This is a genomic window from Salinispora vitiensis, assembly GCF_000378825.1.
GTDB lineage: Bacteria > Actinomycetota > Actinomycetes > Mycobacteriales > Micromonosporaceae > Micromonospora > Micromonospora vitiensis.
The window spans coordinates 1509144-1530471 of record NZ_KB900388.1 but is presented as its reverse complement, the minus strand read 5'-3'; the positions used below and the strand labels follow the sequence as shown (position 1 = coordinate 1530471).

Sequence of the window (21328 nt, the reverse complement as noted above, 5' to 3'; positions counted from 1 at the left end):
CCCCGCCGCGCGAACGTGGTGGTAGCACCACCCCGGTTCGGGCCCCTGCACTCCTGACCCGCCCGCCCGCATGACCTTGACTCGGAGCATCGGAGCAAGACCCGATCCCGAGAAGACGGAGGGTGCCATGTTCGGTCGTCGGCGTGCCGGTGAGGCCGTGCCGAGTGCGGAGGCTTTGCGACTGGTGGAGGAACGGATCGGGTTCGTGTTCCAGCAGTACAACCTCCTGCCCACGCTGACCGTGCTGGAGAACGTCGTGCTGCCGCTCAAACTCGCCGGCCGGCGGTTCGACACGGAACGAGCGGGGCGGATCCTGGAACAGATTCTTTTTTAAGATATCTTGAAAAGATGGCGGACATTCCCGATCACCTGGATCTGACCGATCCACGCGTCATGCGGGGGCTGGCGCATCCGCTGCGCCTGGCCCTGCTCCGCCTGCTGGCGCAGCAGGGCGCCGCCACCGCGACCGAACTCGCCGGGCAGCTCGGAGTCTCCGCACCCTCGGCCAGCTACCACCTGAGCCAGCTCGCCAAGTTCGGCTTCGTCGTCGACGCGCCCCGACCGGGCGGAGGACGCGACCGGCCCTGGCAGGCAGTCGCGCGTGGCTTCCGCTGGGCATCGGGTGCCAATTCCGCCCCTAAGACCGCCGCGGCGGCAGCGGCCCTGCGGCGCCAACTGACCGCGCACGGTCTGGCCGCGCTCTCCGAATACGAGACAGCGCAGGAGCGGTACCCCGGCTCCTGGCGGGAGGCGGCCTTCGTCATCACGGACACCGTTCTGCTCACCTCCGAGGAATTGACCGAGGTCGCGGAGGAAGTCAGGCAGGTGGTGGCCCGGGCACAGCGACGTCACGGCGGTGAGCGGGCGGGCGCCGCGGTCCGACCGGTGCGACTCTTCGCCTTCGGGGTGCCGGACGAGCCGCCACCCGTCGCCGACGAGGAGCAGCCGACCGTCACGCCCCGAGGCGAACCGTCCGATGACTGACCGTATCCCTCGCACCCGAGTTGGCGGCGACATCGCCGGCCTGCGATGGACGTACTGGACCTGCCATTTCCTCCGCTGGCTGCCCCTCGGTTTGGCCCTGCCCGTGCTGGCCCTGCTGCCGCTGGACCGGGGCCTGGGCCTCGGTCAGATCGGCGTGCTGTTCGGGGTCTACAACGCCACGTCGGCGCTCCTCGAGCTGCCGACCGGCACGTTGGCGGACGTGTTGGGCAACCGGCCGGTGCTGATCATCGCCGCGCTCCTCGAGACGGCCTTCTATCTGGGGTTCGCGCTGGCTCCGACGATGGTGGCCCTCACGGTCGCGATGATCCTGGGCGGCATCGGCCGTGCGCTCGCCTCCGGCGCGCTCGAGGCGTGGTACGTCGACCGTGTCTACGCCCGGGAGCCGGCCGCCGACGTCCGTCCCGCCATCGGTGGCGCCATGTTCCTCACCAACGTGGCCGTGCTCATCGGATCCGGTGCCGCCGTCGGCGTGTCCCTCCTGCCGAAGGAGCAACTCCCCGTCGACCTCCCGACCTCGGCGTTGCCGTTCGCCCTGGCGGTGCTCTGCGGTCTGCTCCAGATCGTCGCACTGCTCGCGCTGGTGCGCGGTGGCGAGGGCAGCAAGAGTGCCCGGGCCGGACTGGCCGAGCTGAGGAACGTTCCCGGCGTCATCCGCGAGAGCGTGACCTTCTCGGTCCAGCGGGGGAGCCTGCGCCTGATCCTCATCACGGGCCTCGCGGTCGGTGTCGGTATCGGTGCGGTGGAAGCGTTCTGGCAGCCAGCCCTTGCCGATCTCCTGGCCGATCCGTCGGCCACCACCACCATGGCCGGCCTGCTCGTCGCCGGCTCCACACTGGTCGGCGCCATCGGCTCGCTCATCGCCGCCCGGCTACCGGCCGCCGCCGCCCGCCACGCGCGGATCGTCTGCGGGGCGCTCTTCACGCTCCTCGCCGCCGCGATCGTCGCGCTGGCCGTCGCTCCCACCTTCGCCGTCGCCGCGACCGCCTTCCTGTTCGTGTACCTTCTGCTGGAGTTGCGCGCCCCCCTCAACCAGACACTGCTGCATCGCGCCAGTCCCGCCGGCCGGCGGGCCAGCGTCCTGTCGGCGTACTCGATGAGCACCAACGCCGGTGCGGTCATCGCCTCCTTCGGGTTCGGCGCGATCGTGGACAGCGTCGGCGTCGCCACGGTCTGGCTGTGCGCCGCCGCGGTCGTCGCGCTCGCGAGCGTGGCCTACCTACGGCTGACGCCCACTCCCCGGGTGCCCGACGCCCGGGGCGCGACCGTCGCCGAGTCCGCCCTTCCGCACTGACCAGGCGCGTCGGGCGTGCCCGACGAGCGCGGTATCGGCAGCACGATGTCGCCGTGAATGCGCCCCGATAGCGCACCGAGCGGAATTCTCACGGGCCGCACCGGGTCCGTGCGCCGGGCTTCGAGGACGAACCAGGGGCATCTCCACCTGGCGGTACGGACCCGCAACGCGTGGGTCCTTCTTTCGGACGTGATGGCGGGCGTTCCGCTGGGCGGAACCGGAGGAGTACGAGGCCCAGGAGGTCGACTGGGCCGCGGCAGAACGGGCGGCGCTCCAGGCGATGCTCTATGACACCGACCGTGCATGCGGCCAAGCCCTTGGCCGCCACATTCCTATCCACCACGAACGCTGCCAGTGAGCCGAGCGGATCAGCGAGCCGCTCACGCGGCGTCTGTTTACGGGCCGGGTCGGTGGCCGTCACACACCACTGGCGTACGTGAGTAGGCGCGGTGCCCACACGTCGAGACCGGGAACCTGATGCCCGACGATCTTGGCTGCTTCGTCGGCGCGACGCAACGTCACCGCGTCGGCCGCTGCCGGATGGGCGAGAGTCTGGGTCGCCGTGGGACGAGCGTCCAAGGTGCCGGCGATGACGGCGAAACCGGGTCGTGCGGCCTGCCTTACCCGGCCGGCTTCCAGGGTGGGCGGTGCGCCTCTGCGGGGTTAGGGTCAGCCGGTGTTTGTCGAGGCGGTTCGTGAGGGAGTGCCCGAGCATGGTCGGGTTCCCAAGTATTTCGTGGTCAAAAACCGACTGGTTGATCTCCTGGCCGAACTGGGGGAGGGTGCCCTGCTGCCGCCGGAACGCCAGCTCGCTGCGACATACGGGGTGGCTCGCTCCACGTTACGGCAGGCGATCTCCGAGCTGACCATGGAGGGACGCCTGCGCGCGTACCGTGGACGCGGCACGTTCGTCGCCGCTCCCAAGCTGTTCCAGCCGCTTGGCCTGCACAGCTACACCGAGGCGCTACACACGATGGGCCACCAGCCGAGCCGTCGTGTGGTCATGATCGACCGTCAGCCCGCCGGTGACTCGCTCGCGGCGGATCTGGGCGTAGCTGCCACTGACGAGGTGGTGCACCTGGAGCGGGTACTGCTTGCTGATGGCGAGCCGTTGGGGCTGGAGAGCACCTACCTGCCGGTGCGCCGGTTCGCCGACCTGATGACTGATTTCGACGGGACCGGCTCGCTCTACCAGCACATGATCGACCGGTACGGCATTCGCTATGCCGAGGCTACCGAGCGCATCGAGACCGTGCTGGCCAACCCGCGAGAGGCGATGCTGCTGGGCACGAACCCGGCCCAGCCGATGCTGCTCATGCAGCGGGTCTCGGCGGACCAGGACCGGGTGCCGATTGAGCGAGTTCGTTCCCTGTATCGCGGTGACCGGATCGGGTTCGCCACCCGACTTCTCGGCTGACCTGGGTTTCGTTCGACCGACCGGGCACGCGCATCGATTGCTGCTAAAGGTACGAACCTTTCGGGCTCATTCACCGGCGCGTCATCCTTCCTGCACCTGGAGGTCAAGGCTCTCCCCAAAGCTGCTCGCTGAGCAAGGGAGAGAACATGCGAATGATCATCGTGGGCGGCGGAGTGCTCGGCACCATGCACGCCTGGCAGGCCATCCGACGCGGCCACGAGGTGCTGCATCTGGAACGGGAACAGGAAGCGCGCGGCGCGACCGTCCGCAACTTCGGCCTGGTCTGGGTTTCTGGACGCGCCAGCGGTGCCGAGTTGGAGACCGCCCTGCGGGCTCGCGAACTCTGGGAGGAGATCGGCACCGAGGTGGCCGGCATTGGCTTCCGAGCCAACGGGTCACTCGCCGTCTGTCGAACCCCCGAGGAAGTCGCCGTCGCCGAAGCCGCCGCGGCGGCTCCCGACGCCCCGGCCCGTGGCTTCAAGCTGCTCGACCGGGACGAGACGCGGGTGGTCAACCCGGCCCTTGGCGGCGACTTCGCCGCCGCCCTCTGGTGCGAGCGCGACGCCGCCGTGGAATCCCGGGTGGCGTTGCCGGCACTGCGTGCGGCGCTCGCCGCCAGCCACCGCTACCAGTGGTTGCCGGGCCGGGAGGTGCGTGACCTCAACGATCGCGGAGTCCGGGACGACCACGGCGACGTGCACGTTGGTGACCAGGTCATCCTGGCCACCGGCGCGGTACTCACCGGCCTGGTCCGCGAACTCGCCCCCAACCTGCCGGTGCGCCGAGTCTGGTTGCAGATGGCCCAGACCGCGCCGCTCGATGTGCCGCTAACCACCTCGGTCGCCGACGGGGACACCTTCCGCTACTACCCCGGTTACCGGGGGCCGCAGCTCGACGAGATGAACTCCGTCCAGCCGCAACCGCCGGTCGCCGCCGAACATGCCATGCAGCTGTTGATGGTGCAACGCCTAGACGGTGGCCTGACCATCGGCGACACCCACGCCTACGCCGAGCCGTTCGCCTTCGACCAGGTCGAGGAGCCCTACGAACACCTCGTCGAGGTCGCCTCGGCATTGCTTGGCCGGCCGCTGCCGGCGATCCGGCGCCGTTGGCACGGCGTCTACGCCCAGTGCCTCGACCCGAACGAGATCGTGCAACGCCAGCGGGTCGGCGCCAACGGCGTCGTGGTCACCGGGCCGGGCGGACGGGGTATGACCTGCGCGCCGGCGATTGCCGAGCAGACCGCGGAAGAGCTGAACTGGTGAGCGCCCTGATGGGTACGACGCGACTCGTCTGTTTCGACATGGCCGGCACCACGGTCGCCGACGACGGCCTCGTCGAGCAGGCATTCACTCGTGCACTTGATGAGGTCGACTCGATCGCCATCGGCCGGGACACTGCGCTGCGCTACGTGCGCGACACCATGGGCGAATCAAAAATCACTGTATTCCGGCACCTCAGCGGGGGCGATGAGGCGGCGGCCCGGAGTCTCAATGGTGCGTTTGAGCGGGCATACGAGCTTCTCGTGGACGCCGGACTCTGCGCACCGATCGCCGGGGCCGAGCAATTGATCACCAAGCTCCGTGCTGCTGGGGTGCGTACCGCGCTCACCACCGGCTTCTCCCGGGCTACCGCCGACCGCATCCTCTCCGCCCTGGGCTGGCAGGACCTAACTGATCTGACCCTGGTGCCCGCCGAGGCCGGCCGAGGGCGTCCCTATCCCGACTTGGTGCTCACCGCTCTGTTGCGGCTGGGGGTCGACGACGTCCGACAGGTTGCCACCGTCGGTGACACCGCCTCGGACGTGCTCGCCGGCCGTCGCGCCGGTGCCGCCATCGTCGCCGGAGTACGCACCGGCGCGCACGATGCCGCCACACTGCGTGCTGCCGGAGCTACCCACGTTCTCCACTCCGTCGGCGATCTCGAGACCCTGCTTCTTCCCACCGACACCCCTGAGGAGTAATGGCCATGCGACGCCTCCCGCTAGCCCTCGCTACCGCCGCGGCGGCCTCACTCGCCCTCGCCGCATGTGGATCAGGCACCTCCGCCTCCGGTGGGGCCGACAGTGACACAACCGTAACCGTCTACTCCGCTGATGGCCTCGGCGACTGGTACAGCAAGCAGTTCGTCGAGTTCGAAAAGCAGACCGGCATCACGGTGCAGATGATCGAGGCCGGCTCCGGTGAGGTCGTCTCCCGGCTGCAGAAGGAGAAGGCGAACGTCCAGGCGGACCTCGTCGTCACGTTGCCGCCGTACATCCAGAAGGCCGACGCCGACGGTCTGCTGCAGCCCTACACGCCGGCCGGCGCCGACCAGGTGACCGGCGCGACCGACACCTACGTGCCGTTGGTAAACAACTACCTTTGCTTCATTTACAACCCGGACAAGCTTGACGCCGCCCCGAAGACGTTCGACGAGCTACTCAGCCCCACCTTCGCCCAAAAGTTGCAGTACTCGACGCCCGGCCAGGCCGGCGACGGTACCGCCGTGCTGCTGCACCTGCAGCACCTCCTCGGCAAGGACAAGGCCCTAGAGTTCCTGGCGAAGCTCGAGGCCAACAACGTCGGGCCGTCGTCGTCCACGGGCAAGTTGCAGCCCAAAGTCAGCAAGGGCGAGATCTACGTGGCCAACGGTGACGTCCAGATGAATCTCGCGTCGATCAACAACGACAGGTCCAACTTCGAGATCTTCTTTCCGACCGGTCCGGACGGCAAAGCCTCTACCTTGTCCATCCCCTACACCATGGGCCTAGCGGCCGATGCCCCACACGCCGATGCTGGTCGCGAGCTGGCCGACTTCCTGCTCTCCGCGTCCGCCCAGGAGCAGGTGTCCCAGCAGGCGTACGGGGTTCCGGTGCGCGCCGATGTCAAGCCCACCGACGCCCAATTCCAGCAGGTTGAGCAGGTGCTGCAGGGCGTGGAGGTTTGGCCAGCCGACTGGGCCAAGATCCTGACGGAAATGGACGCGGACATCGCTGCCTACAACACGGCCCTCGGTCTGGCCTGATCGACCGCACCCAGTCCCACCGCTGTCTCCGGTCCTCGCCAGTGCGGGCCGGAAAGCGGATCCAAGGAGGATCACGGTATGACCGAGTCGTCGGCGGTCCAGTTTGACCGCGTCAGCGTCCGCTACGGGCAGGTCACGGCGCTGCGGGATTTCTCGCTCGACGTAGCCACCGGCGAGACGGTGGCCTTGCTCGGCCCCTCCGGGTCGGGCAAGTCAACCGCCCTGAAAGCGCTGGCCGGATTCGTCCGGCCGACGTCCGGTCGGGTCCTGCTCGCCGGCCAAGACGTCACCGGGGTGCCACCACACAAGCGTGGCCTCGGCGTCGTGGTGCAGCAGTATGCCCTCTTTCCGCACCTCACCGTCGCCGACAACATCGGGTTCGGCTTGCGTGCTCGGCGGATGCGGCGCGCTGAGTCAGCCCGACGGGTCGAGGAGATGCTGGAGCTCGTCGGTATGGAGCGCTATGGCCGCCGCTACCCGCGAGAGCTTTCCGGCGGACAGCAGCAGCGGGTGGCGATCGCCCGCGCGTTGGCGATCCGGCCGCCGGTGCTACTGCTCGACGAACCGCTCTCCGCCCTCGACGCGCAGCTGCGCGCCGACATGCTCGACGAGCTGCGTCAGCTTCGGGACGAACTCCCGGACATCGCGATCCTCTATGTCACCCACGATCAGACCGAGGCGCTCACTCTGGCACACCGGATCGCCGTCATGCGCGAGGCCGAACTACTCGATCTGGATACCGCCCAGGGTCTCTACCGACAGCCACCCAGCGAGTTCACGGCTGCCTTCCTGGGCGGGGCTAACCTCTTGCCAGCCACGGTTCGCGATGCCAACGGCACAGTCGACGTGGGCGCGGTCACCGTCAACGCTATGGCGCCTGGACCGCTCGTTCCCGGTGCCCACGTGCGGCTTGCGGTAAGGCCACACACTATCGGGGTACGTCGTGATGGGCCTGGCCTGGCAGCTGTCCTCACCGGCTTGCAGTGGCGGGGTGCAAACTATCGCCTGACCTGTCTTATCGCCGGGCTCGACGAGCCGGGCGGAGTCAGCGTGCATGCCGATGTGCCCAGCGTCGACGGGCTACCGCGGGTCGGCTCCCCGGTACGGGTTCGGTTGCCGGAACATGGTGCCGCAGTGGTAGCCAGGGCGGGTGCCGCGTCAACCGCCGGAGACGCCGGCGAGAGCTCTCCGCAGAATTTGGCAGGTGTGGCGTGACCACCGCGGCCCTCGCCGTCGAAAGGCCCGCTCGCGCCACCCGGGTCTCGCCGCTGCTCTGGGCGCTTCCCCCATTGGTGGTGCTGGCCGGCTTCCTGATCTACCCGCTCGTGCTCGTCGGCGTCCAATCGGTGACCAACGAGGACGGTGTAAGAACATTGGAGACATGGCGCTCCGTGCTGGCTGCAGGTGAGTTTCACCGGGCGATCGGCAACACCGTGCTTATCGCGGGCGCCGCTACCGCTGGTTGCATCGTGCTCGGCACCTTCTTCGCTGTGGTACTGGCGCTGGTCCCGTTCCCTGGTTCCGGTGCGGCTGCCCGGGCGATCGACACCGTACTCGCTTTCCCCTCCTTCTTGATCGCGCTCAGTTTCACGTTTCTCTACGGTGCCGCCGGTGTGCTTCAACTCGGCGACTTCCTCTACTCACGGTGGTGCGTCATCCTCGCGGAGATCACCTTCTACACGCCGTTCGTGATGCGGCCGGCCCTCGCCGCCCTCACCCACCTGCCGGCGGAACGCCTCGCGGTCGCCGCCTCCCTCGGTGCTCGGCCAGGCCAGGTCCTGCGCCGCGTCGTGCTGCCGGAAATAGCCCCGGCGGTTGCCGCCGGTGGTGCGCTGACCCTGCTGTTGACCCTCAACGAGTTTGGCATTGTGCTTTTCATCGGCGCCAAGGACGTCATCACGTTGCCGATGTTGGTGCACTCCAAGGGGGTGGTCACGTTCGACTATCCGAGCGCCTGCGTGGTTGCCGTCGTCGAGGTCGCCCTGTCCGTCCTGCTCTACCTGCTCTATCGCCGGATCTTCAGACGTAAGGGGGCCCGTGGTGCTGATCTGGTCCCGTAGCGCCCGCTGGCCCATCTGGGCGCTGTTCGCCGCCGTCTTCCTGGTGATCGTGGCAGCGCCGCTGGCGGTGTTGGTGGCTGCCGCACTGGCTACGGAGTGGAACGACGTCCTGCCCGGCGGCTTTACCGTCGCCCACCTGGGTTCCGCCCTGACCGGCGAGAACCAGGCTAGCCTCCTCGTCAGCCTGCAGACCGCGGCCGTCGCCGGGCTGGCCGCGGTGGCCGTCGGCACCTGGGCGGCGCTCGCGCTCGCCGCGGCACCCCGCTGGCTGCGCAAAGGCGCCGACGGGCTCCTACACCTACCGGTTGCCATTCCATCGGTGGTGGTTGGGCTCGGGCTCCTGGTCGCGTACAGTCGACCGCCGCTGCTGCTCAACGGCACGCGCTGGATCGTGTTGATCGCCCACCTGGTGCTCGTCCTGTCCTTTTCCTACGCCACCGTGTCCAGCGCGCTGACCCGCATCGACGACTCGTACGCCCAGGTCGCCGCGTCGCTGGGGGCGCGGCCCGCGCTGGTGCTTTGGCGGGTCCGCCTGCCGATGCTGCTGCCGGCAATGTCGGCGGCTGCCGCACTCGCGGTCGCGTTGTCGATGGGCGAGGTCGGTGCCACGATCATGGTGTATCCGCCAGATTGGCGCACGTTGCCGGTCACCGTTTTTACATTGACAGACCGGGGTCGGACGTTCGACGCAGCGGCGGCCACGCTCATCCTGCTCGGCGCGACCCTGGTGGCGTTGCTGATTCTCGGCCGGGTGTCCCGCGGCCGGACGACCACCGGTGTCTCGCCGTGATCGTCCGCATTCGCTGAAACCTGGTCAAGGATCAACTGTCCGGGGGAGCAGGTTCCGGTGCTCCGGACGGGGTGGCAACAGCCGTTCGGTCTCGGATCTGAGGCGGTCCGGTTTCCGGCGCCAGCCATACGACTCGGCGCCTCGATGACGATGGCGTAATCGGCGAACTGTACCGACCGGGTGGAGAGAGTCGAGGTGGAGTGCTGCTGGTTGGGTGAGGCCGGCGACGACGGCGTCGCGGTCGCCGACAAGACCGGTGGCGAAGCCGCGGATCTCGGGGTTTCCGGTGTGGCGGGCGTGGTCGATCCAGGCGTCGAGGTGCTGCCCGATGCCTTGGTGGCGGACCAGGGCGGCGAACCCGCGGGTGAGGTCGGGCGGCGGTGTCGAGGTCCGGGCAGCGGCGGCGGGCGTCGGCGAGATCGGTGTGTTCGTCGTCGGTGGGTTTGTGGCCGGGTCCCGTCGCTCCGGGCGTGGCGATGAGGTTGGCGTACCAGTCGGGGTTGCGGGGTTTGGCGCCGTTCGAGGCGGGTTCCACGCCGTGCGACATGTGGGCCCGATCGCCATCTCGAACCGGTACTGAGTGATACCACGTACTGGTACTCGGTGTTACCATGTACCAGTACTAAGTGACATGAGGTAGCGGGGGGCGGGAGGTCGCGATGGAGGACCTGACGGAGATGTTGAAGGGAACGCTGGAGGGCTGTGTGCTCGAAGTTATCGGCGGCGAGGAGACCTACGGCTACGCCATCACGCGCCGGCTGAACGAGCTCGGCTTCGTCGACGTCATCGAGGGGACGGTCTACACCATTTTGTTGCGCCTGGAACGGAACGGGTTGGTCGAAGTGACGAAACGACCGTCCGAGGTGGGTCCGCCCCGCAAGTTCTACTCACTGAACAAAGCGGGTCGCGAGGAACTCGCGAGATTCTGGGCGAAATGGCAGTACATCTCAGCCCGCATCAACAAGCTCAAGGAGGAGGCGGCGTGAACTTCTGGGAGAGGATCACCGGCAGCGATCTCACCAGGGAGGCCAAGGAGTACGAGGCTCGGGCCGGGAGGTTGCCGGCGGACTACCGGGCCGCGTGGGAACAGATCAAGATCAATCTGTTTCCGTACGCGGGCTTCAGCGGCCGCAATCTGACGCCTATCCTCGACGCCGCCTTGGGGCTGCTCGAGGAGGCCTCGGCCGAGGGGCAGAACGTCCGGGAGGTGCTCGGCGACGACATTCCCGGTTTCTGCGCGGCGCTGGCCGGTGGTCAGGGTGCTTGGACGTACCGCGATCGGTGGCGTCAGCAACTGAACGAGAACGTGGCGAGGAAACTAAGCCAGCTGGGAGGCTGACGTGGGTATCCAGGACATCATTGAGGGTAAAAAGCAGTGGCGGGCACACGTGGCCCGGGTGAAGGCGCTCCCGCCGGACTACCGGATTGTCTACAAGGAGATGCAGAAGTACCTGTTCAAGGTCGGCCCGATCGGCCTGCCGGACGGGCTGCTGCTCCCCGGGATCGTCGACTTCTTCGAGCAGGGCGCGGCGTCCGGTAAGGGAGTGCTGGAACTCATCGGAACCGACGTCGCCGCGTTCTGCGACGGCCTGCTCCAGGACTCGCGTACCTATGCGGACGTCTTCCAGGCGTCCCTCGGCGACGGAGCTGGTTCTGCCCAGAAGTGACATCCGCTCGGCTGCGACCTCCCGTTAGACGCAGCCGGGTGCCCCCGATCCAGGTGGCGATGGCGGTGGCCTCGCCTCCGGCGTCTGCGATGGCGCGGTCCTGGAGGAGTTTCGCGTCGCACGCAGCGATGATCTTGTTGGGCGGCGGTGATGTTCGGGGTGGCGGAGTCGGGTTCGGTGTGGGGCTGGGCGGCGTGGAGCCGGCGGATCGTGTCGGAGAACCGTTGCGGGGCGAACACGGTGCGGAGCCAGTTGTCGAGTGCGGGGGACGATGTCTCGTTCTGCGACGTAGACGTTGCGGGGGCGCTGGATGTGATTGGCCAGGGCCGTACGCCGTCCTTGACGGCACGCTGATCCCGATCGACCGGGACGCCGATCAGCGGCCCTACTACTCTGGCAAGCACAAGCCGCGATCCTGAACGAGGAGACCCTGCTGAGCTGGTACGGCCGCGAGGTGACGCGCAGCCGCGGGGTGACGGGCGCGCGGGGTGCTCCAGGTGGCCGACGGTAGTGGTGCGGCCGGCGAGGCGCTGGCCGCCGGAACCGACCCGGTGTCGGCACTCTACGACGATCTACGGGACGCGGGCCTGCTGCCCGAGGGAGCGGTGCCGGAGTGGCTGCGGCACCGGTTCGACACCTTCCGCACCAACATCCGGGCCTCCGTCACGTACCGGCCGTGGCCGTAGTCCGGACCGGTGACGCTGTTGCTCGCCGCCGGCCACCACAGCCTGGTCACCGACCCGGCCGTGCGCCTCGTGGCCCGCCTCGCCAGCGAGCCCGCATGAGGTTCCCGATGCTGACCGTGCTGCGCCATCGGGAGTTCCGCCTCCTGATCTTGGCCCGGTTCGCCTCCCGGCTGGGCAACCAGGCGACCACCGTGGCGCTGGGTTTCGCGGTGCTCGCACTCACCGGGCGTGCCGGTGACGTCGGCCTCGTCCTGGCAGTGGAAGGGTTCGCGATCGGCGGCTTCCTGCTGCTCGGTGGCATGCTGGGTGACCGGTTCTCCCGCCGGCGATTGATGATCTCCGCTGACCTGGTCCGTTTGGTCTCGCAGGGCATCATGGCGGTGCTGCTGATCTCCGGCGTGGCTCGCCGATGGCGGTTCTCGGCCCGGTCATCGCCGAGAATTTCCTCGACGGGCCGCAGACCTGGGCCATCACGATGGGGGCTGTGGGTGTGCGCCCTCGTCGGCGGGCTGGCCGTCTCGTTGTTGCACCCGTCGCGGCCGCTGGTCTGGTCGTCGCCGGGGCGGCGTTGTTCGTGCCACTACTGCTCGCCCTCGCAGGCCGGGCCCCGTTGATCGTGCTGATCGTCACCGGCTTCCTCGTCGGCCCTGGAGCAGTCGGTGTACTGGACCTTCTGGCAGACCGCGGTGCAGGAGAACGTGCCGTCCTCGGTGCTCTCCCGGGTGTCGTCCTACGACTGGCTCGCCACCTATGCCGTGGGTCCCGTCGGATACCTGGTCGCCGGGTGGCTCGCCGTCCTGTTCGGCGCTCCGGCGGCCCTGGTCGCTTCCGCCACCGTCCTGCTGGCCGGCACCGCGGCCGTAGCTAGTACCGCGACCTCCCGCGCAGGCCCGACGCGGTGCCGGGGCTATGGACTCAGCGTCCGTTCCTTGCTGAGATTAGCTCAATGGCAGCTCGTGAATCACAATCGGCCTGGCCCGGGGCTCGAACCTTGACAACTTCACAAACGCGCGCTCGCTTTCTGTGAGCACCTCGCAGTTGATCGAGGAACCTGAAGTGAGCGCCCATGCGCCGTCGGTTCCGAGCTTCAGATGGGGGCCAAGTAGCAATTCAGGCAGGCCGTCAATGTCGGAGCAGCGCGGCAGTCATGGCCACCAGGCTCTTCACCTCATTTTAACAATTGGCTGGGCCGGAGGCCGAGGATCAGAGGGCTCAGCTTGCGGCACGCCCCCCGAGCAACACGCGATATCGGTAAGGTCGAGCGCCGGCGGAGCCGGACTGGCGGGCGGAAGGGAGCGAGGTCGTGGTGCAGGGGAGTGCCGAGGTCGTCGACGAGATTTTGAGGAACCTTGACCGAGAACTACCGGACATCGCAGCGCAGATCCGGGAGGAGATCGCCCGAGGGCGCATGGTGAAGGGATCGAAGCTGCCCGAGCGTGTCCGGCAGGATCGGCAAGGTGCCCTCACGGCGCAGCGCCTCGGGCGCATCGGCGAGAACGAGCTTGCAGAAGTGCCGTACACCGACGACGAGAGCCTTGCCATACTTTGCGACACACTCCTTACGCTGGCGCGCAGCTTGGCAGCGAACCGGCGGGCGTTGCTCAACTTGCTTGTCGATCACGGCATCCAGAGCGGTCACGTCACGTTCGCTCAACCGGATGAGACGCAAACTGCTGAACCAACCAGTCTGCAAGTCGAGGGGGAAACCGGACGAGCAGAGGTGATGTTCGGCCGAGTAAAGGGCCTCCTCGGACCGGCTCGTGAGGAGGTCGGTTCATGGCACTGACCAAAGGGGAGCTGATCGCCGCAATCGAGGAGGCGATAGGCGCGCTGCGTACGGTATACACGGACGCGGCGAGGGAAGCTGACCTGTATGAGGCAGCTCTGCTCACCGTCGCAACGGAGGCCGCTGAGGCTGCTGGAGGTGACTGCCTGATCACCAACGACGGCGTCTCGGCGGCCAGCAGCGCCGTCTTCCGTACGCAGCCCGGCAACCTGTATGTCGGAAATTTCACGTACGTCCTGGCGTCGTTCTTCGGAGGACGGCAGGTGGAAATTCACCTGGGCGTCTATGTCGCCGGGAAATCCGGCGTCCTGCATGAGTGCGACGTGGCGGTTCTGGATCAGAAAGAAGCTGAACGTAGCCGCGTCGGATCTGTGCACCCGCGAAGTAGTAACCTCGTTGCGGCGGTGGAGGCAAAACACTACTCGGCATCGCCGAGGCTGCGAGTTGGCAGGGAATTCATCGGCCTTGCCTCCGAGATGGGACCGAGTAAGTGCACACTCGCCTTCCCCGCACCCGGAGGTAGCAACATCATGCCGCTGCTCGCCAAGCACCCGGGCGAATGTTTCGACGAGCTGATTCCAGGTACTCCCCCAGCTGATCTGATGTGCGGCCATATCACCCAGAAGATCAAGAACTGGATCAATCGTACGTAGGACGGCGAATCACGGGAGCTCGTTACCGTAGTCGTCGCAACAACGAAGCCGCCGGAGATTAATCGACTCCGTGCCGTCGGTTCCATGTCGATGCTGCCCGCTGGCGAACGTCGTGCCTGCAGGGAACGAGGATGTCGCCGTAGACGTGGTCGGCCACGGCTGCTCGACCGTGACGGCCGCTACCTCGACGCCGACATCCGGCTGCTTGAAGACGCTGGCGCGCTACGGCTGGAGGCGCTGATGGAACGCGATCCCGCCGCGGCGGTCGGGCCGGCATGGATGGTCCTCAGGTCCGGTGTGTTGGTCGGCGTCGGTGGGTGGCAAGGGTCAGGGCCGCGCCGGTGAGGGTGAGCAGGATTCCGGCGGTGAGGATGGTGGGCAGACTGGTGCCGGTTACTGGGATGGTGGGCTCTGCGGCGGTGGGCGCTGGGACGGTGACTGTCGTGGAGTTGGATGTTGAGGCTGGGCAGTTGCTGTCGCCGTTGTAGCGCGCCTGGATGGGGTGGGTGCCGGCGGTCAGGTGGGTGACCGTGAGGGTTGCGGTGGCGGTGGGGTTGCCGGACAGGGGTTTCGTGTCCAGGGTCGTTGTGCCGTCGAGGAAGGTCACGGTCCCGGTGGGGGCGCTGCTGGTGCAGGTCACGGTAGCGGTGAGTGTGACGGGTTGATCCGGTGTCGGGTTCGGTGCGGACACCTGCAGGGTCGTGGTTGATTCCGACGGGACGATAGCCAGACTGTGGAAGCTGCCGCCGGTGATGGCGGTGATTGTGGTGTCGGCTGGCAGGTTCACCGCTATGGGGGTGTTGCTGTTGGTGGTGGTCCCGTCGCCCAGCTGGCCCGAGGCGTTGAAGCCCCAGGCCAGCATGGTGCCGGTGGAGGTCACCGCCAGGCTATGGCCGGCCCCGGCGGCGACGGCAGTGATCGTGGTGTCGGCCGGCAGGCTCACCGCAACAGGGGTGCTGCTGGTAGTGGTGCTCCCGTCGCCCAGCTGGCCGGAACCGTTGCCGCCCCAGGCCAGCATGGTGCCGGTGGAGGTCACCGCCAGACTGTGGCCGGCCCCGGCGGCGACGGCGGTGATCGTGGTGTTGGCCGGCAGGTCCACGGCAACAGGGATGCTGCTGTTGGTGGTGGTCCCGTCGCCCAATTGGCCGGTGAAATTAGCGCCCCAGGCCAGCATGGTGCCGGTGGAGGTCACTGCCAGACTGTGGCCGCTACTGCTGGCGGCGACGGCGGTGATCGTGGTGTTGGCCGGCAAGTCCACGGCAACAGGGGTGCTGCTGTTGGTGGTGGTCCCGTCGCCCAGCTGGCCGGTGAGATTGGCGCCCCAGGCCAGCATGGTGCCGGTGGAGGTCAGCGCCAGACTGTGGACGTTGCCGGCGGCGACGGCGGTGATTGTGGTGCTGGCCGGCAGGTTCACCGAAACGGGGGTGTTGCTGCTGGTGGTGGTCCCGTCGCCCAGCTGGCCGGTGAGGTTGAGGCCCCAGGCCAGTACGGTGCCGGTGGAGGTCAGCGCCAGACTGTGGCGGTCGCCGGCGGCGACCGCGGTGATTGTGGTGTCGGCCGGCAGGTCTACCGCCACGGGGGTGTTGCTGGTGGTGGTGGTGCCGTCGCCCAGCTGGCCGGAACTGTTGGCGCCCCAGGCCAGCATGGTGCCGGTGGAGGTCACTGCCAGACTGTGGCCCTGGCCGGCGGCGACGGCGGTGATCGTGGTGCCGGCTGGCAGGTCCACTGGCACGGGGGTGCTGCTGTTGGTGGTGGTCCCGTCGCCTAACTGGTCGTCGGCGTTGTCGCCCCAGGCCAGGCCGGTACCGGGAGGGCTTGCTGCCGCCGACGGTGCGCTCTGCGCGAGTACGGGTGCCGCGCCTACTGAGGTTATGCCCAGCACGATCGCCACCATCAGCGGCACCGCGAACAGCCCCCGCAGACTCGCGGGCCGGACCCAGCTTCCTCTCACGTCCGCGACCGCGCCGGTCCAGAAACTCTCCACCTACCCCTACCCCTCTGTCTCCCCCGCCACCGGCCGTGTCCGACCACGGCCTGTACAACGACTCCAGCCGGCCGCAGGTCTCGACTGCGTCGGTGAGGTCGGCGCGGGTGGGTTGGCACGGTAGAGGCCAGCGGCGTAGAGGCCGCTCAGAACGGGGCTGACACGGGCGTGCGGTCGGCGCTTCGGCGACGCGTATCGCACTGCATTCGGTCGATCTCGACCTGTACAGGCTGGAGTTCTACCGGTAACAACTTCCCCACGGTGCGCGTTGAGATCCACTTCAGCGCGCACCGTTTGCGTTCGGGCTGGTAGTTCAGCCGGAGGCCGAGTTGCCGGTAGACCTTGCTTGTCGGTTGGGTCGGCGTCGCGGAGCACGGCGGCGATATCCCGAGTGCGGTCACCAGGGCGGTGATTTCTGCTCGGGGGTGTGGGAGATGGTTGGCGAGGGCGTACTCCGGTGGGAATCGGCAGCGGTAGTAGGCGTCGCCGTGGTCGTACTGGCCCTGCATGCGTCGGTTGCAGGCGGCGCAGTAGATGATGCCGGTGACCTACGCCGGCAACACCGACGATCTCCCGCTGGAACATCCGCGGCTCACCTTCGTCCGCGGCGACGGCCGCAACGTGGGGGAGTGGATGTACGTCGATGGCCACTGCTGTGCGATCCAGCTCGTGTTGAGCCGGGGACAGGCCGGCGAGATCTACAACGTCGGTGCGCGCATGCGCTCGGCAATCGGGAGATAGTCGACCGGTTGCTCACCCTCTGCGACGCCGATTGGTCGCGGGTGCAGCACGTGACCGACCGTAAGGGCCACGACCTGAGGTAGGCGATCGACGACAGCAAGATCCGCGTGGAGCTCGGTCACGCCCCGCGCTGGGTGACTTGACGACGGACTTTGGCGAGGTGGTCGCTTGGTACCGGAACAACCCACAGTGGTGGAAGCTGCTGGTGGACCAGGGCCGATCCGGGCGTATCCGCGCCGGAGGTGGCCTTGACCTCAACCACGGTTGAGGTGGAACGGTGCATCTCATGGCAGGGGCGGAGGTCTGGGCAGACCTGAAGGGTCCGGGGAACCGCGTGGACGGGCGCTCGTCCGCGCAGCGGTTCCGCGTACTGGCGATCGGCATGGTCGCCTTGACGTCGTTGGTCGCGTTCGAGTCCTTCGCGGTCACGACCGCCATGCCCACGGTGGCGCAGGCACTCGATGGCCTTTCCCTGTACCCCCTGGCCTTCGGTGGCACGTTGGCCGCGGGCGTGGTGAGCATGGTTCTGTCCGGGCGGTGGTGCGACCTCGCGGGTCCATCCGCGCCACTGCGCGCGGGGGTGGCGGTGTTCGTCGCGGGGCTGCTCGTCGCCGGTGCGGCGCCCACCATGTGGCTCTTGGTGCTGGGCCGGATCACCCAGGGGCTCGGTGGTGGCCTGATGTCGGTGGCCCTCTACGTGGTCGTCGGCAGGGAGATTTCCGCGGCGCTCCGGCCGCGGGTGTTCGCCCTTCTCGCCGGCGCCTGGTTGGTGCCTTCCATCGTCGGCCCGGCATTCGCCGGCGGCATCGTGCAGCACGCCGGCTGGCGCTGGGTCTTCTTCGGCGTGGCACTGCTGGCGGTGCCGGCCGCCGCGCTGGTCCTGCCACGGGTACGGCGACGCGGCGAGCCAGCCCGGAACGACCGTCCGGTGCCCACGTGGAGCCGTTTGTGGTGGGCGATCGGCGTCGCCGCTGCCGCGGTCCTAGTGCAGTACGGCGGCCAGCGCGAGGGACTCGTCGCGGTGCTGCTGATCGTCACCGGGACGGTCTGCCTCGTCGGATTCACGCCGCGCCTGCTGCCGCCGGGTACCTTCGCCGCTCGACCCGGCCTGCCCAGCGTCATCGCCCTACGCGGAGTTGCCGGCGCGGCGATGGCCGCCACCGAGATCTTCGTGCCGTTGCTGTTGGTGCGTGAGCGCGGTTTGACCCCCTCGGTGGTGGGCCTCATCCTGGCCACCGGTGCGATCGGCTGGTTCACCGGGTCGTGGGTGCAGGGCCGCACCGCGGACCGATGGCCGCCCACCCGATGGCTGATCACCGGAATGACGATCATGGTGCTGGGGGTCGCGGCGACCACGACGACCGTAGCGTCCGCCACCCCGATCGCCGTCTGTGTGATGGGCCTGGTGCTGCTCGGTGTCGGTATGGGCGTGATCTACCCGGTTCTGCCGGTGGTGACCCTGTCCCTGTCGGCTCCGCACGAGCAGGGCACCAACACTTCGGCACTCCAGCTCAGCGAGTCGCTGTTCGTCACCGCGACACTCGCCTTCACCGGCGTGCTCTTCGCCGCCTGGCTGTCCCGTTCCGCGGGCACCGCCTATCTGGCTGGCTTCGTGCCGGCTCAGGCACTGGCGCTGCTCGGTGTGCTGGTTGCACGACGGACCCGGCTGCCGGCCGGCGTGCTTCGGCACGGCACCGGTGATCGGACTCGCCGTTCTCGGGGCATTGACCTCAACCGCACTTGAGGTTGAAGGATCGAGGATCGGCAGATTCGCCGGCCGTAACTCGCAGTCGGAGAAGGGACTCTCATGAAGACAGCGGCTTTCCACTCCTTCGGTGGGCCGGAGGTGCTGAAGATGGTGGAGGTGGCCACGCCCGAGGCGGGGCCCGGACAGGTGCGGGTGCGTGTCGCCGCCGCCGGTGTGCAGGCGTACGACTGCGCGGTGCGCGCCGGGTGGACGCCGCCCGGCGCGGCACTCACCTTCCCGCAGACCGTGGGAAATGACTTCGCCGGGGTCGTCGACCAGGTCGGCGCCGAAGTCACGGGCATCGCAGTGGGGGATGAGGTGTTGGGCTGGGCGCTGCTGTCCTGCTACGCCGAGCAGCTCGTGGTCGCCGTAGACCAGATCGTGGCCAAGCCCACGGCGATGTCGTGGGAAGCGGCCGGTGCGTTCTCGGCGTCCGCCCAGACCGCACACACGGCGTTGCAGGCGCTGAGGGTGGGTGCAGGCGACACGGTGCTGATCCACGCGGCGGCCGGCGGAGTCGGTACGGTGGCGGTCCAGCTCGCCCGGCTGTGGGGTGCCACGGTGGTCGGCACGGCCAGCCTGCGCAACCACGACTATCTGCGGTCCCTGGGCGCCGTACCCGCCGAGTATGGCGACGGGCTGGTCGAGCGGGTGCAGGCACTGGCTCCCGGCGGGGTCACGGCCGCTCTGGACGCCATCGGCGGTGCGGCCCTCGACGCCTCGGTGAAGCTGGTCGCCGACCCTGACCGGATCGGCACGCTCGTGGACTTCGACCGGGTGGAGCAGTTCGGCGTCCGGGCCATCTTCAGTCAACGCAGGCGTGACCGGCTCGCGGAGCTCGTGGAATTGTACGACCGGGGTGAGCTTCGCATCGAGGTCTCCGGCCGCTATCCGCTGCACCGGGCGGCCGACGCCCACCGCGAGATGGAGGGCGGCCATGTCCGCGGCAAGATCGTCATCAATCCGAACTGAACTCCCAACCGCGACCCGGAGGCCGCCCCGTGCAGCTGGAGATTTTCTTCGACATCCTGTGTCCTTGGTGCTACATCGGCAAGCGACGCCTCGATGCCGCCCTCGAGGGCTTCACGCATCGGGAGGGGACGCACATTGTCTGGCGGAGTCTGGAGCTGGCTCCCGACGAGGGGCGTGAACCCGGGCCCACCGCGGCGGAGGCGATGACCGAGTGGATGGACTCCGCCGCGGTGCAGGCTCGGATCGCGCTGATCCAGCGGGAAGGCGCCGCGGTCGGCCTCCCGCTGAACCTCACGAAGGTGCGCCCGGTGAACACCTTCGACGCGCACCGATTGATCCACCTCGCTGATCGCGGGGGCCGTGCAGACGCACTGCTGGAGCATTTGTACCGGGCCTACCACGTCGAGGGTCGTAACATCGCCGATCCTGGGACGCTCACCGAGTTGGCCGCTGCGGCCGGGCTGGAACAGACGGAGGTAGGCACAGCGCTGGAGACGGATGCGTACGCCGGCCGGGTGGCCGGTGACCGGCAGCGGGCCGCGGCACTGGGCGTCCGGGGCGTGCCGTCGTTGAGCATCGATGGCCGCCCCGCGTTCTCCGGGGTACGACCGGTCGCGGCGCTACGCGCGGAGCTCGACGGGGCCCACCCGCCGACGGCGGAAGGGACGCCCCGCGCGGTTGTGGAGGGCTGACCGTCCCGGCACCACGCCGGTTGGCCGCGGAGCTGCGCGGTCAGCGCGAGGTGTCGGTCCTCCGTGCGCTCGGCACCTCTCACGGCGACAGCCTGCCCACCTCGATGGAAGCCGCGGTTGAGGTGTTCGCCGACGGTGTGCTCGGTGCTGCGCAAGGACGCCCGGTCGCGCTCATCGGCCTGTCCTCCGGCGGCATTCTCGCCCACGCCACCGCGCGCAGGCTGGAGGAGCTCGGCTGCGGTCCGAGTGCGGTGATCATGCTGGACACCTACCTGGTCCGTCACGAGTCCAACAGGAAGATCTGGGACCAGATGCTCTACGGCCTGCTCGAGCGCGAGCCGGAGATCGGTCCGTTCACCACCGCTCGCCTGTCCTCCATGGGCCGCTACATCCGGCTGATCAGTGAGGGCGACCTGAAGGACGTCGAGGCGCCCGTCCTGTTCCTGCGGGCACAGGCGTCGATCGCCGAAGCCGAACCCGCGTCCGACGACTGGCGGGCGGTGTTTCCCACGGCGCACACGACAGCGGACGTGCCGGGTGACCACTTCACCATGATGGAGGAGCACATCGCCACGACGGCACGCGCCGTCGACGACTGGCTGCGTGCGACGGTGCCGGCGGCCGGCTGAAAGGCGGAGCCGCGGACAGCGGACGTGCGACGGCGGCGCCAGCGCTTGCTCATCTCGAGGGGGTGCTGGCGCTTCTGTCCATGCCCGCGAACGCAGCCAACCGGTCGGGTCAGGAAATCGCCGCGCGCCGGGCCCGTCGTCAGCCTGCGGCCGTCCGGCGCCTCGAACGCTGATCGCTACGCGCGCTGCCATCGGTGTCCGG

26 protein-coding genes and 2 pseudogenes are annotated in these 21328 nt (G+C 68.4%); 25 read left to right on the top strand and 3 right to left on the bottom strand.

What is annotated here, in order from left to right:
- Positions 1–127 precede the first annotated feature (127 nt).
- Genes SALPAC2_RS0107160 through SALPAC2_RS0107150 form a run of 3 tightly spaced genes read left to right on the top strand, consistent with a single transcriptional unit; the run spans position 128 to position 2296 of the window.
- Positions 128–334, top strand: a complete 207-nt coding sequence (locus tag SALPAC2_RS0107160) for a hypothetical protein (protein ID WP_018215970.1) — start codon at positions 128–130, stop codon at positions 332–334.
- Positions 335–348: 14 nt separating this feature from the next.
- Entirely contained in the window at positions 349–984 is a 636-nt protein-coding gene (locus SALPAC2_RS25435; protein WP_018215969.1) for a winged helix-turn-helix domain-containing protein, read from the top strand.
- The gene (locus SALPAC2_RS0107150; RefSeq protein ID WP_018215968.1) at positions 977–2296 is read left to right on the top strand and encodes an MFS transporter; all 1320 of its coding nucleotides are present in this window, start codon (positions 977–979) and stop codon (positions 2294–2296) included. Before SALPAC2_RS25435 ends, SALPAC2_RS0107150 begins: the two co-directional genes overlap by 8 nt.
- Positions 2297–2713: 417 nt before the next feature.
- On the opposite strand, the pseudogene SALPAC2_RS28465 reads toward SALPAC2_RS0107150, so the two are convergent.
- Positions 2714–2845, bottom strand: a pseudogene (locus SALPAC2_RS28465) (HD domain-containing protein); the annotation flags it as partial.
- A gap of 127 nt (positions 2846–2972) precedes the next feature.
- Here SALPAC2_RS28465 and SALPAC2_RS0107145 point away from each other — a divergent pair.
- The 17 genes and pseudogenes from SALPAC2_RS0107145 (at position 2973) to SALPAC2_RS0107060 (ending at position 14361) form a co-directional block, all read left to right on the top strand.
- Entirely contained in the window at positions 2973–3713 is a 741-nt protein-coding gene (locus SALPAC2_RS0107145) for a GntR family transcriptional regulator (protein WP_018215967.1), read from the top strand.
- A gap of 146 nt (positions 3714–3859) precedes the next feature.
- Entirely contained in the window at positions 3860–4978 is a 1119-nt protein-coding gene (locus tag SALPAC2_RS0107140; RefSeq protein ID WP_026184505.1) for a TIGR03364 family FAD-dependent oxidoreductase, read from the top strand.
- The gene (locus SALPAC2_RS0107135; protein WP_018215965.1) at positions 4975–5676 is read left to right on the top strand and encodes a phosphonatase-like hydrolase; all 702 of its coding nucleotides are present in this window, start codon (positions 4975–4977) and stop codon (positions 5674–5676) included. The genes SALPAC2_RS0107140 and SALPAC2_RS0107135 overlap by 4 nt, the downstream gene beginning before the upstream one ends.
- Positions 5676–6719 carry a 2-aminoethylphosphonate ABC transporter substrate-binding protein gene (locus tag SALPAC2_RS0107130; protein WP_018215964.1) on the top strand — a complete coding sequence of 348 codons (1044 nt, stop codon included), beginning with the start codon at positions 5676–5678 and terminating at the stop codon, positions 6717–6719. Before SALPAC2_RS0107135 ends, SALPAC2_RS0107130 begins: the two co-directional genes overlap by 1 nt.
- Before the next feature lie 78 nt (positions 6720–6797).
- Entirely contained in the window at positions 6798–7934 is a 1137-nt protein-coding gene (locus tag SALPAC2_RS0107125; protein ID WP_018215963.1) for an ABC transporter ATP-binding protein, read from the top strand.
- Entirely contained in the window at positions 7931–8779 is an 849-nt protein-coding gene (locus SALPAC2_RS0107120) for a 2-aminoethylphosphonate ABC transporter permease subunit (protein ID WP_018215962.1), read from the top strand. Before SALPAC2_RS0107125 ends, SALPAC2_RS0107120 begins: the two co-directional genes overlap by 4 nt.
- Entirely contained in the window at positions 8757–9569 is an 813-nt protein-coding gene (locus SALPAC2_RS0107115; RefSeq protein WP_018215961.1) for an ABC transporter permease, read from the top strand. The genes SALPAC2_RS0107120 and SALPAC2_RS0107115 overlap by 23 nt, the downstream gene beginning before the upstream one ends.
- Before the next feature lie 180 nt (positions 9570–9749).
- Positions 9750–10049 carry a hypothetical protein gene (locus SALPAC2_RS27225; RefSeq protein WP_026184504.1) on the top strand — a complete coding sequence of 100 codons (300 nt, stop codon included), beginning with the start codon at positions 9750–9752 and terminating at the stop codon, positions 10047–10049.
- A 179-nt stretch (positions 10050–10228) separates the two neighbouring features.
- Positions 10229–10555, top strand: a complete 327-nt coding sequence (locus tag SALPAC2_RS0107105) for a PadR family transcriptional regulator (protein ID WP_018215959.1) — start codon at positions 10229–10231, stop codon at positions 10553–10555.
- Complete coding sequence (locus tag SALPAC2_RS0107100; protein ID WP_018215958.1) at positions 10552–10908, top strand: DUF1048 domain-containing protein; 357 nt, start codon at positions 10552–10554, stop codon at positions 10906–10908. Before SALPAC2_RS0107105 ends, SALPAC2_RS0107100 begins: the two co-directional genes overlap by 4 nt.
- A 1-nt stretch (position 10909) precedes the next feature.
- Positions 10910–11236 (top strand): DUF1048 domain-containing protein, encoded by a 327-nt coding sequence (locus SALPAC2_RS0107095; protein ID WP_018215957.1) that lies wholly within the window; start codon positions 10910–10912, stop codon positions 11234–11236.
- 329 nt (positions 11237–11565) lie between these two features.
- Positions 11566–11643, top strand: a pseudogene (locus SALPAC2_RS26845) (IS5/IS1182 family transposase); the annotation flags it as partial.
- Between the two features lie 90 nt (positions 11644–11733).
- Positions 11734–11922 (top strand): hypothetical protein, encoded by a 189-nt coding sequence (locus SALPAC2_RS26840; protein WP_162561301.1) that lies wholly within the window; start codon positions 11734–11736, stop codon positions 11920–11922.
- Between the two features lie 95 nt (positions 11923–12017).
- Entirely contained in the window at positions 12018–12536 is a 519-nt protein-coding gene (locus tag SALPAC2_RS27815; protein ID WP_223874205.1) for an MFS transporter, read from the top strand.
- A 45-nt stretch (positions 12537–12581) separates the two neighbouring features.
- Positions 12582–12917 carry a hypothetical protein gene (locus SALPAC2_RS27810; protein WP_018215953.1) on the top strand — a complete coding sequence of 112 codons (336 nt, stop codon included), beginning with the start codon at positions 12582–12584 and terminating at the stop codon, positions 12915–12917.
- Positions 12918–13225: 308 nt separating this feature from the next.
- Positions 13226–13708: a hypothetical protein gene (locus SALPAC2_RS0107065; RefSeq protein WP_018215952.1), complete on the top strand. Its 483-nt coding sequence runs from the start codon at positions 13226–13228 to the stop codon at positions 13706–13708.
- Entirely contained in the window at positions 13699–14361 is a 663-nt protein-coding gene (locus tag SALPAC2_RS0107060; RefSeq protein WP_018215951.1) for a hypothetical protein, read from the top strand. Before SALPAC2_RS0107065 ends, SALPAC2_RS0107060 begins: the two co-directional genes overlap by 10 nt.
- A 286-nt stretch (positions 14362–14647) precedes the next feature.
- Here SALPAC2_RS0107060 and SALPAC2_RS0107055 read toward each other — a convergent pair whose 3' ends face one another.
- Both SALPAC2_RS0107055 and SALPAC2_RS28460 read right to left on the bottom strand, forming a co-directional pair.
- A complete protein-coding gene (locus SALPAC2_RS0107055) occupies positions 14648–16345 on the bottom strand; it encodes an RCC1 domain-containing protein (protein WP_018215950.1) in 1698 nt (565 codons plus the stop codon).
- A gap of 146 nt (positions 16346–16491) precedes the next feature.
- Positions 16492–16854 (bottom strand): hypothetical protein, encoded by a 363-nt coding sequence (locus SALPAC2_RS28460; RefSeq protein ID WP_018215949.1) that lies wholly within the window; start codon positions 16852–16854, stop codon positions 16492–16494.
- A 25-nt stretch (positions 16855–16879) separates the two neighbouring features.
- On the opposite strand from SALPAC2_RS28460, the gene SALPAC2_RS0107045 reads away from it, so the two are divergent.
- The 5 genes from SALPAC2_RS0107045 to SALPAC2_RS25880 all read left to right on the top strand — a co-directional run bounded on the left by SALPAC2_RS0107045 (position 16880) and on the right by SALPAC2_RS25880 (position 21126).
- Positions 16880–17086 (top strand): hypothetical protein, encoded by a 207-nt coding sequence (locus SALPAC2_RS0107045; protein ID WP_018215948.1) that lies wholly within the window; start codon positions 16880–16882, stop codon positions 17084–17086.
- 286 nt (positions 17087–17372) lie between these two features.
- A complete protein-coding gene (locus SALPAC2_RS0107040) occupies positions 17373–18830 on the top strand; it encodes an MFS transporter (protein ID WP_018215947.1) in 1458 nt (485 codons plus the stop codon).
- A gap of 63 nt (positions 18831–18893) precedes the next feature.
- On the top strand, positions 18894–19805 hold the full coding sequence (locus tag SALPAC2_RS0107035; RefSeq protein WP_018215946.1) for an NADP-dependent oxidoreductase: 912 nt from the start codon (positions 18894–18896) through the stop codon (positions 19803–19805).
- Positions 19806–19834: 29 nt separating this feature from the next.
- The gene (locus tag SALPAC2_RS0107030) at positions 19835–20497 is read left to right on the top strand and encodes a DsbA family oxidoreductase (protein WP_018215945.1); all 663 of its coding nucleotides are present in this window, start codon (positions 19835–19837) and stop codon (positions 20495–20497) included.
- A gap of 20 nt (positions 20498–20517) precedes the next feature.
- On the top strand, positions 20518–21126 hold the full coding sequence (locus tag SALPAC2_RS25880) for an alpha/beta fold hydrolase (protein ID WP_018215944.1): 609 nt from the start codon (positions 20518–20520) through the stop codon (positions 21124–21126).
- Positions 21127–21328: the final 202 nt, after the last annotated feature.

What these genes read in the sequence shown, in the direction of transcription:
- SALPAC2_RS0107160 (WP_018215970.1), top strand. Translation starts at nt 128, where the DNA reads ATGTTCGGTCGTCGGCGTGCCGGTGAGGCCGTGCCGAGTGCGGAGGCT.
- SALPAC2_RS25435 (WP_018215969.1), top strand. Translation starts at nt 349, where the DNA reads ATGGCGGACATTCCCGATCACCTGGATCTGACCGATCCACGCGTCATG.
- SALPAC2_RS0107150 (WP_018215968.1), top strand. Translation starts at nt 977, where the DNA reads ATGACTGACCGTATCCCTCGCACCCGAGTTGGCGGCGACATCGCCGGC.
- SALPAC2_RS0107140 (WP_026184505.1), top strand. Translation starts at nt 3,860, where the DNA reads ATGCGAATGATCATCGTGGGCGGCGGAGTGCTCGGCACCATGCACGCC.
- SALPAC2_RS0107130 (WP_018215964.1), top strand. Translation starts at nt 5,676, where the DNA reads ATGGCCATGCGACGCCTCCCGCTAGCCCTCGCTACCGCCGCGGCGGCC.
- SALPAC2_RS0107125 (WP_018215963.1), top strand. Translation starts at nt 6,798, where the DNA reads ATGACCGAGTCGTCGGCGGTCCAGTTTGACCGCGTCAGCGTCCGCTAC.
- SALPAC2_RS0107105 (WP_018215959.1), top strand. Translation starts at nt 10,229, where the DNA reads ATGGAGGACCTGACGGAGATGTTGAAGGGAACGCTGGAGGGCTGTGTG.
- SALPAC2_RS27815 (WP_223874205.1), top strand. Translation starts at nt 12,018, where the DNA reads ATGAGGTTCCCGATGCTGACCGTGCTGCGCCATCGGGAGTTCCGCCTC.
- SALPAC2_RS0107060 (WP_018215951.1), top strand. Translation starts at nt 13,699, where the DNA reads ATGGCACTGACCAAAGGGGAGCTGATCGCCGCAATCGAGGAGGCGATA.
- SALPAC2_RS28460 (WP_018215949.1), bottom strand. Translation starts at nt 16,854, where the DNA reads ATGCAGGGCCAGTACGACCACGGCGACGCCTACTACCGCTGCCGATTC.
- SALPAC2_RS0107045 (WP_018215948.1), top strand. Translation starts at nt 16,880, where the DNA reads ATGATGCCGGTGACCTACGCCGGCAACACCGACGATCTCCCGCTGGAA.
- SALPAC2_RS0107040 (WP_018215947.1), top strand. Translation starts at nt 17,373, where the DNA reads ATGGCAGGGGCGGAGGTCTGGGCAGACCTGAAGGGTCCGGGGAACCGC.
- SALPAC2_RS0107035 (WP_018215946.1), top strand. Translation starts at nt 18,894, where the DNA reads ATGAAGACAGCGGCTTTCCACTCCTTCGGTGGGCCGGAGGTGCTGAAG.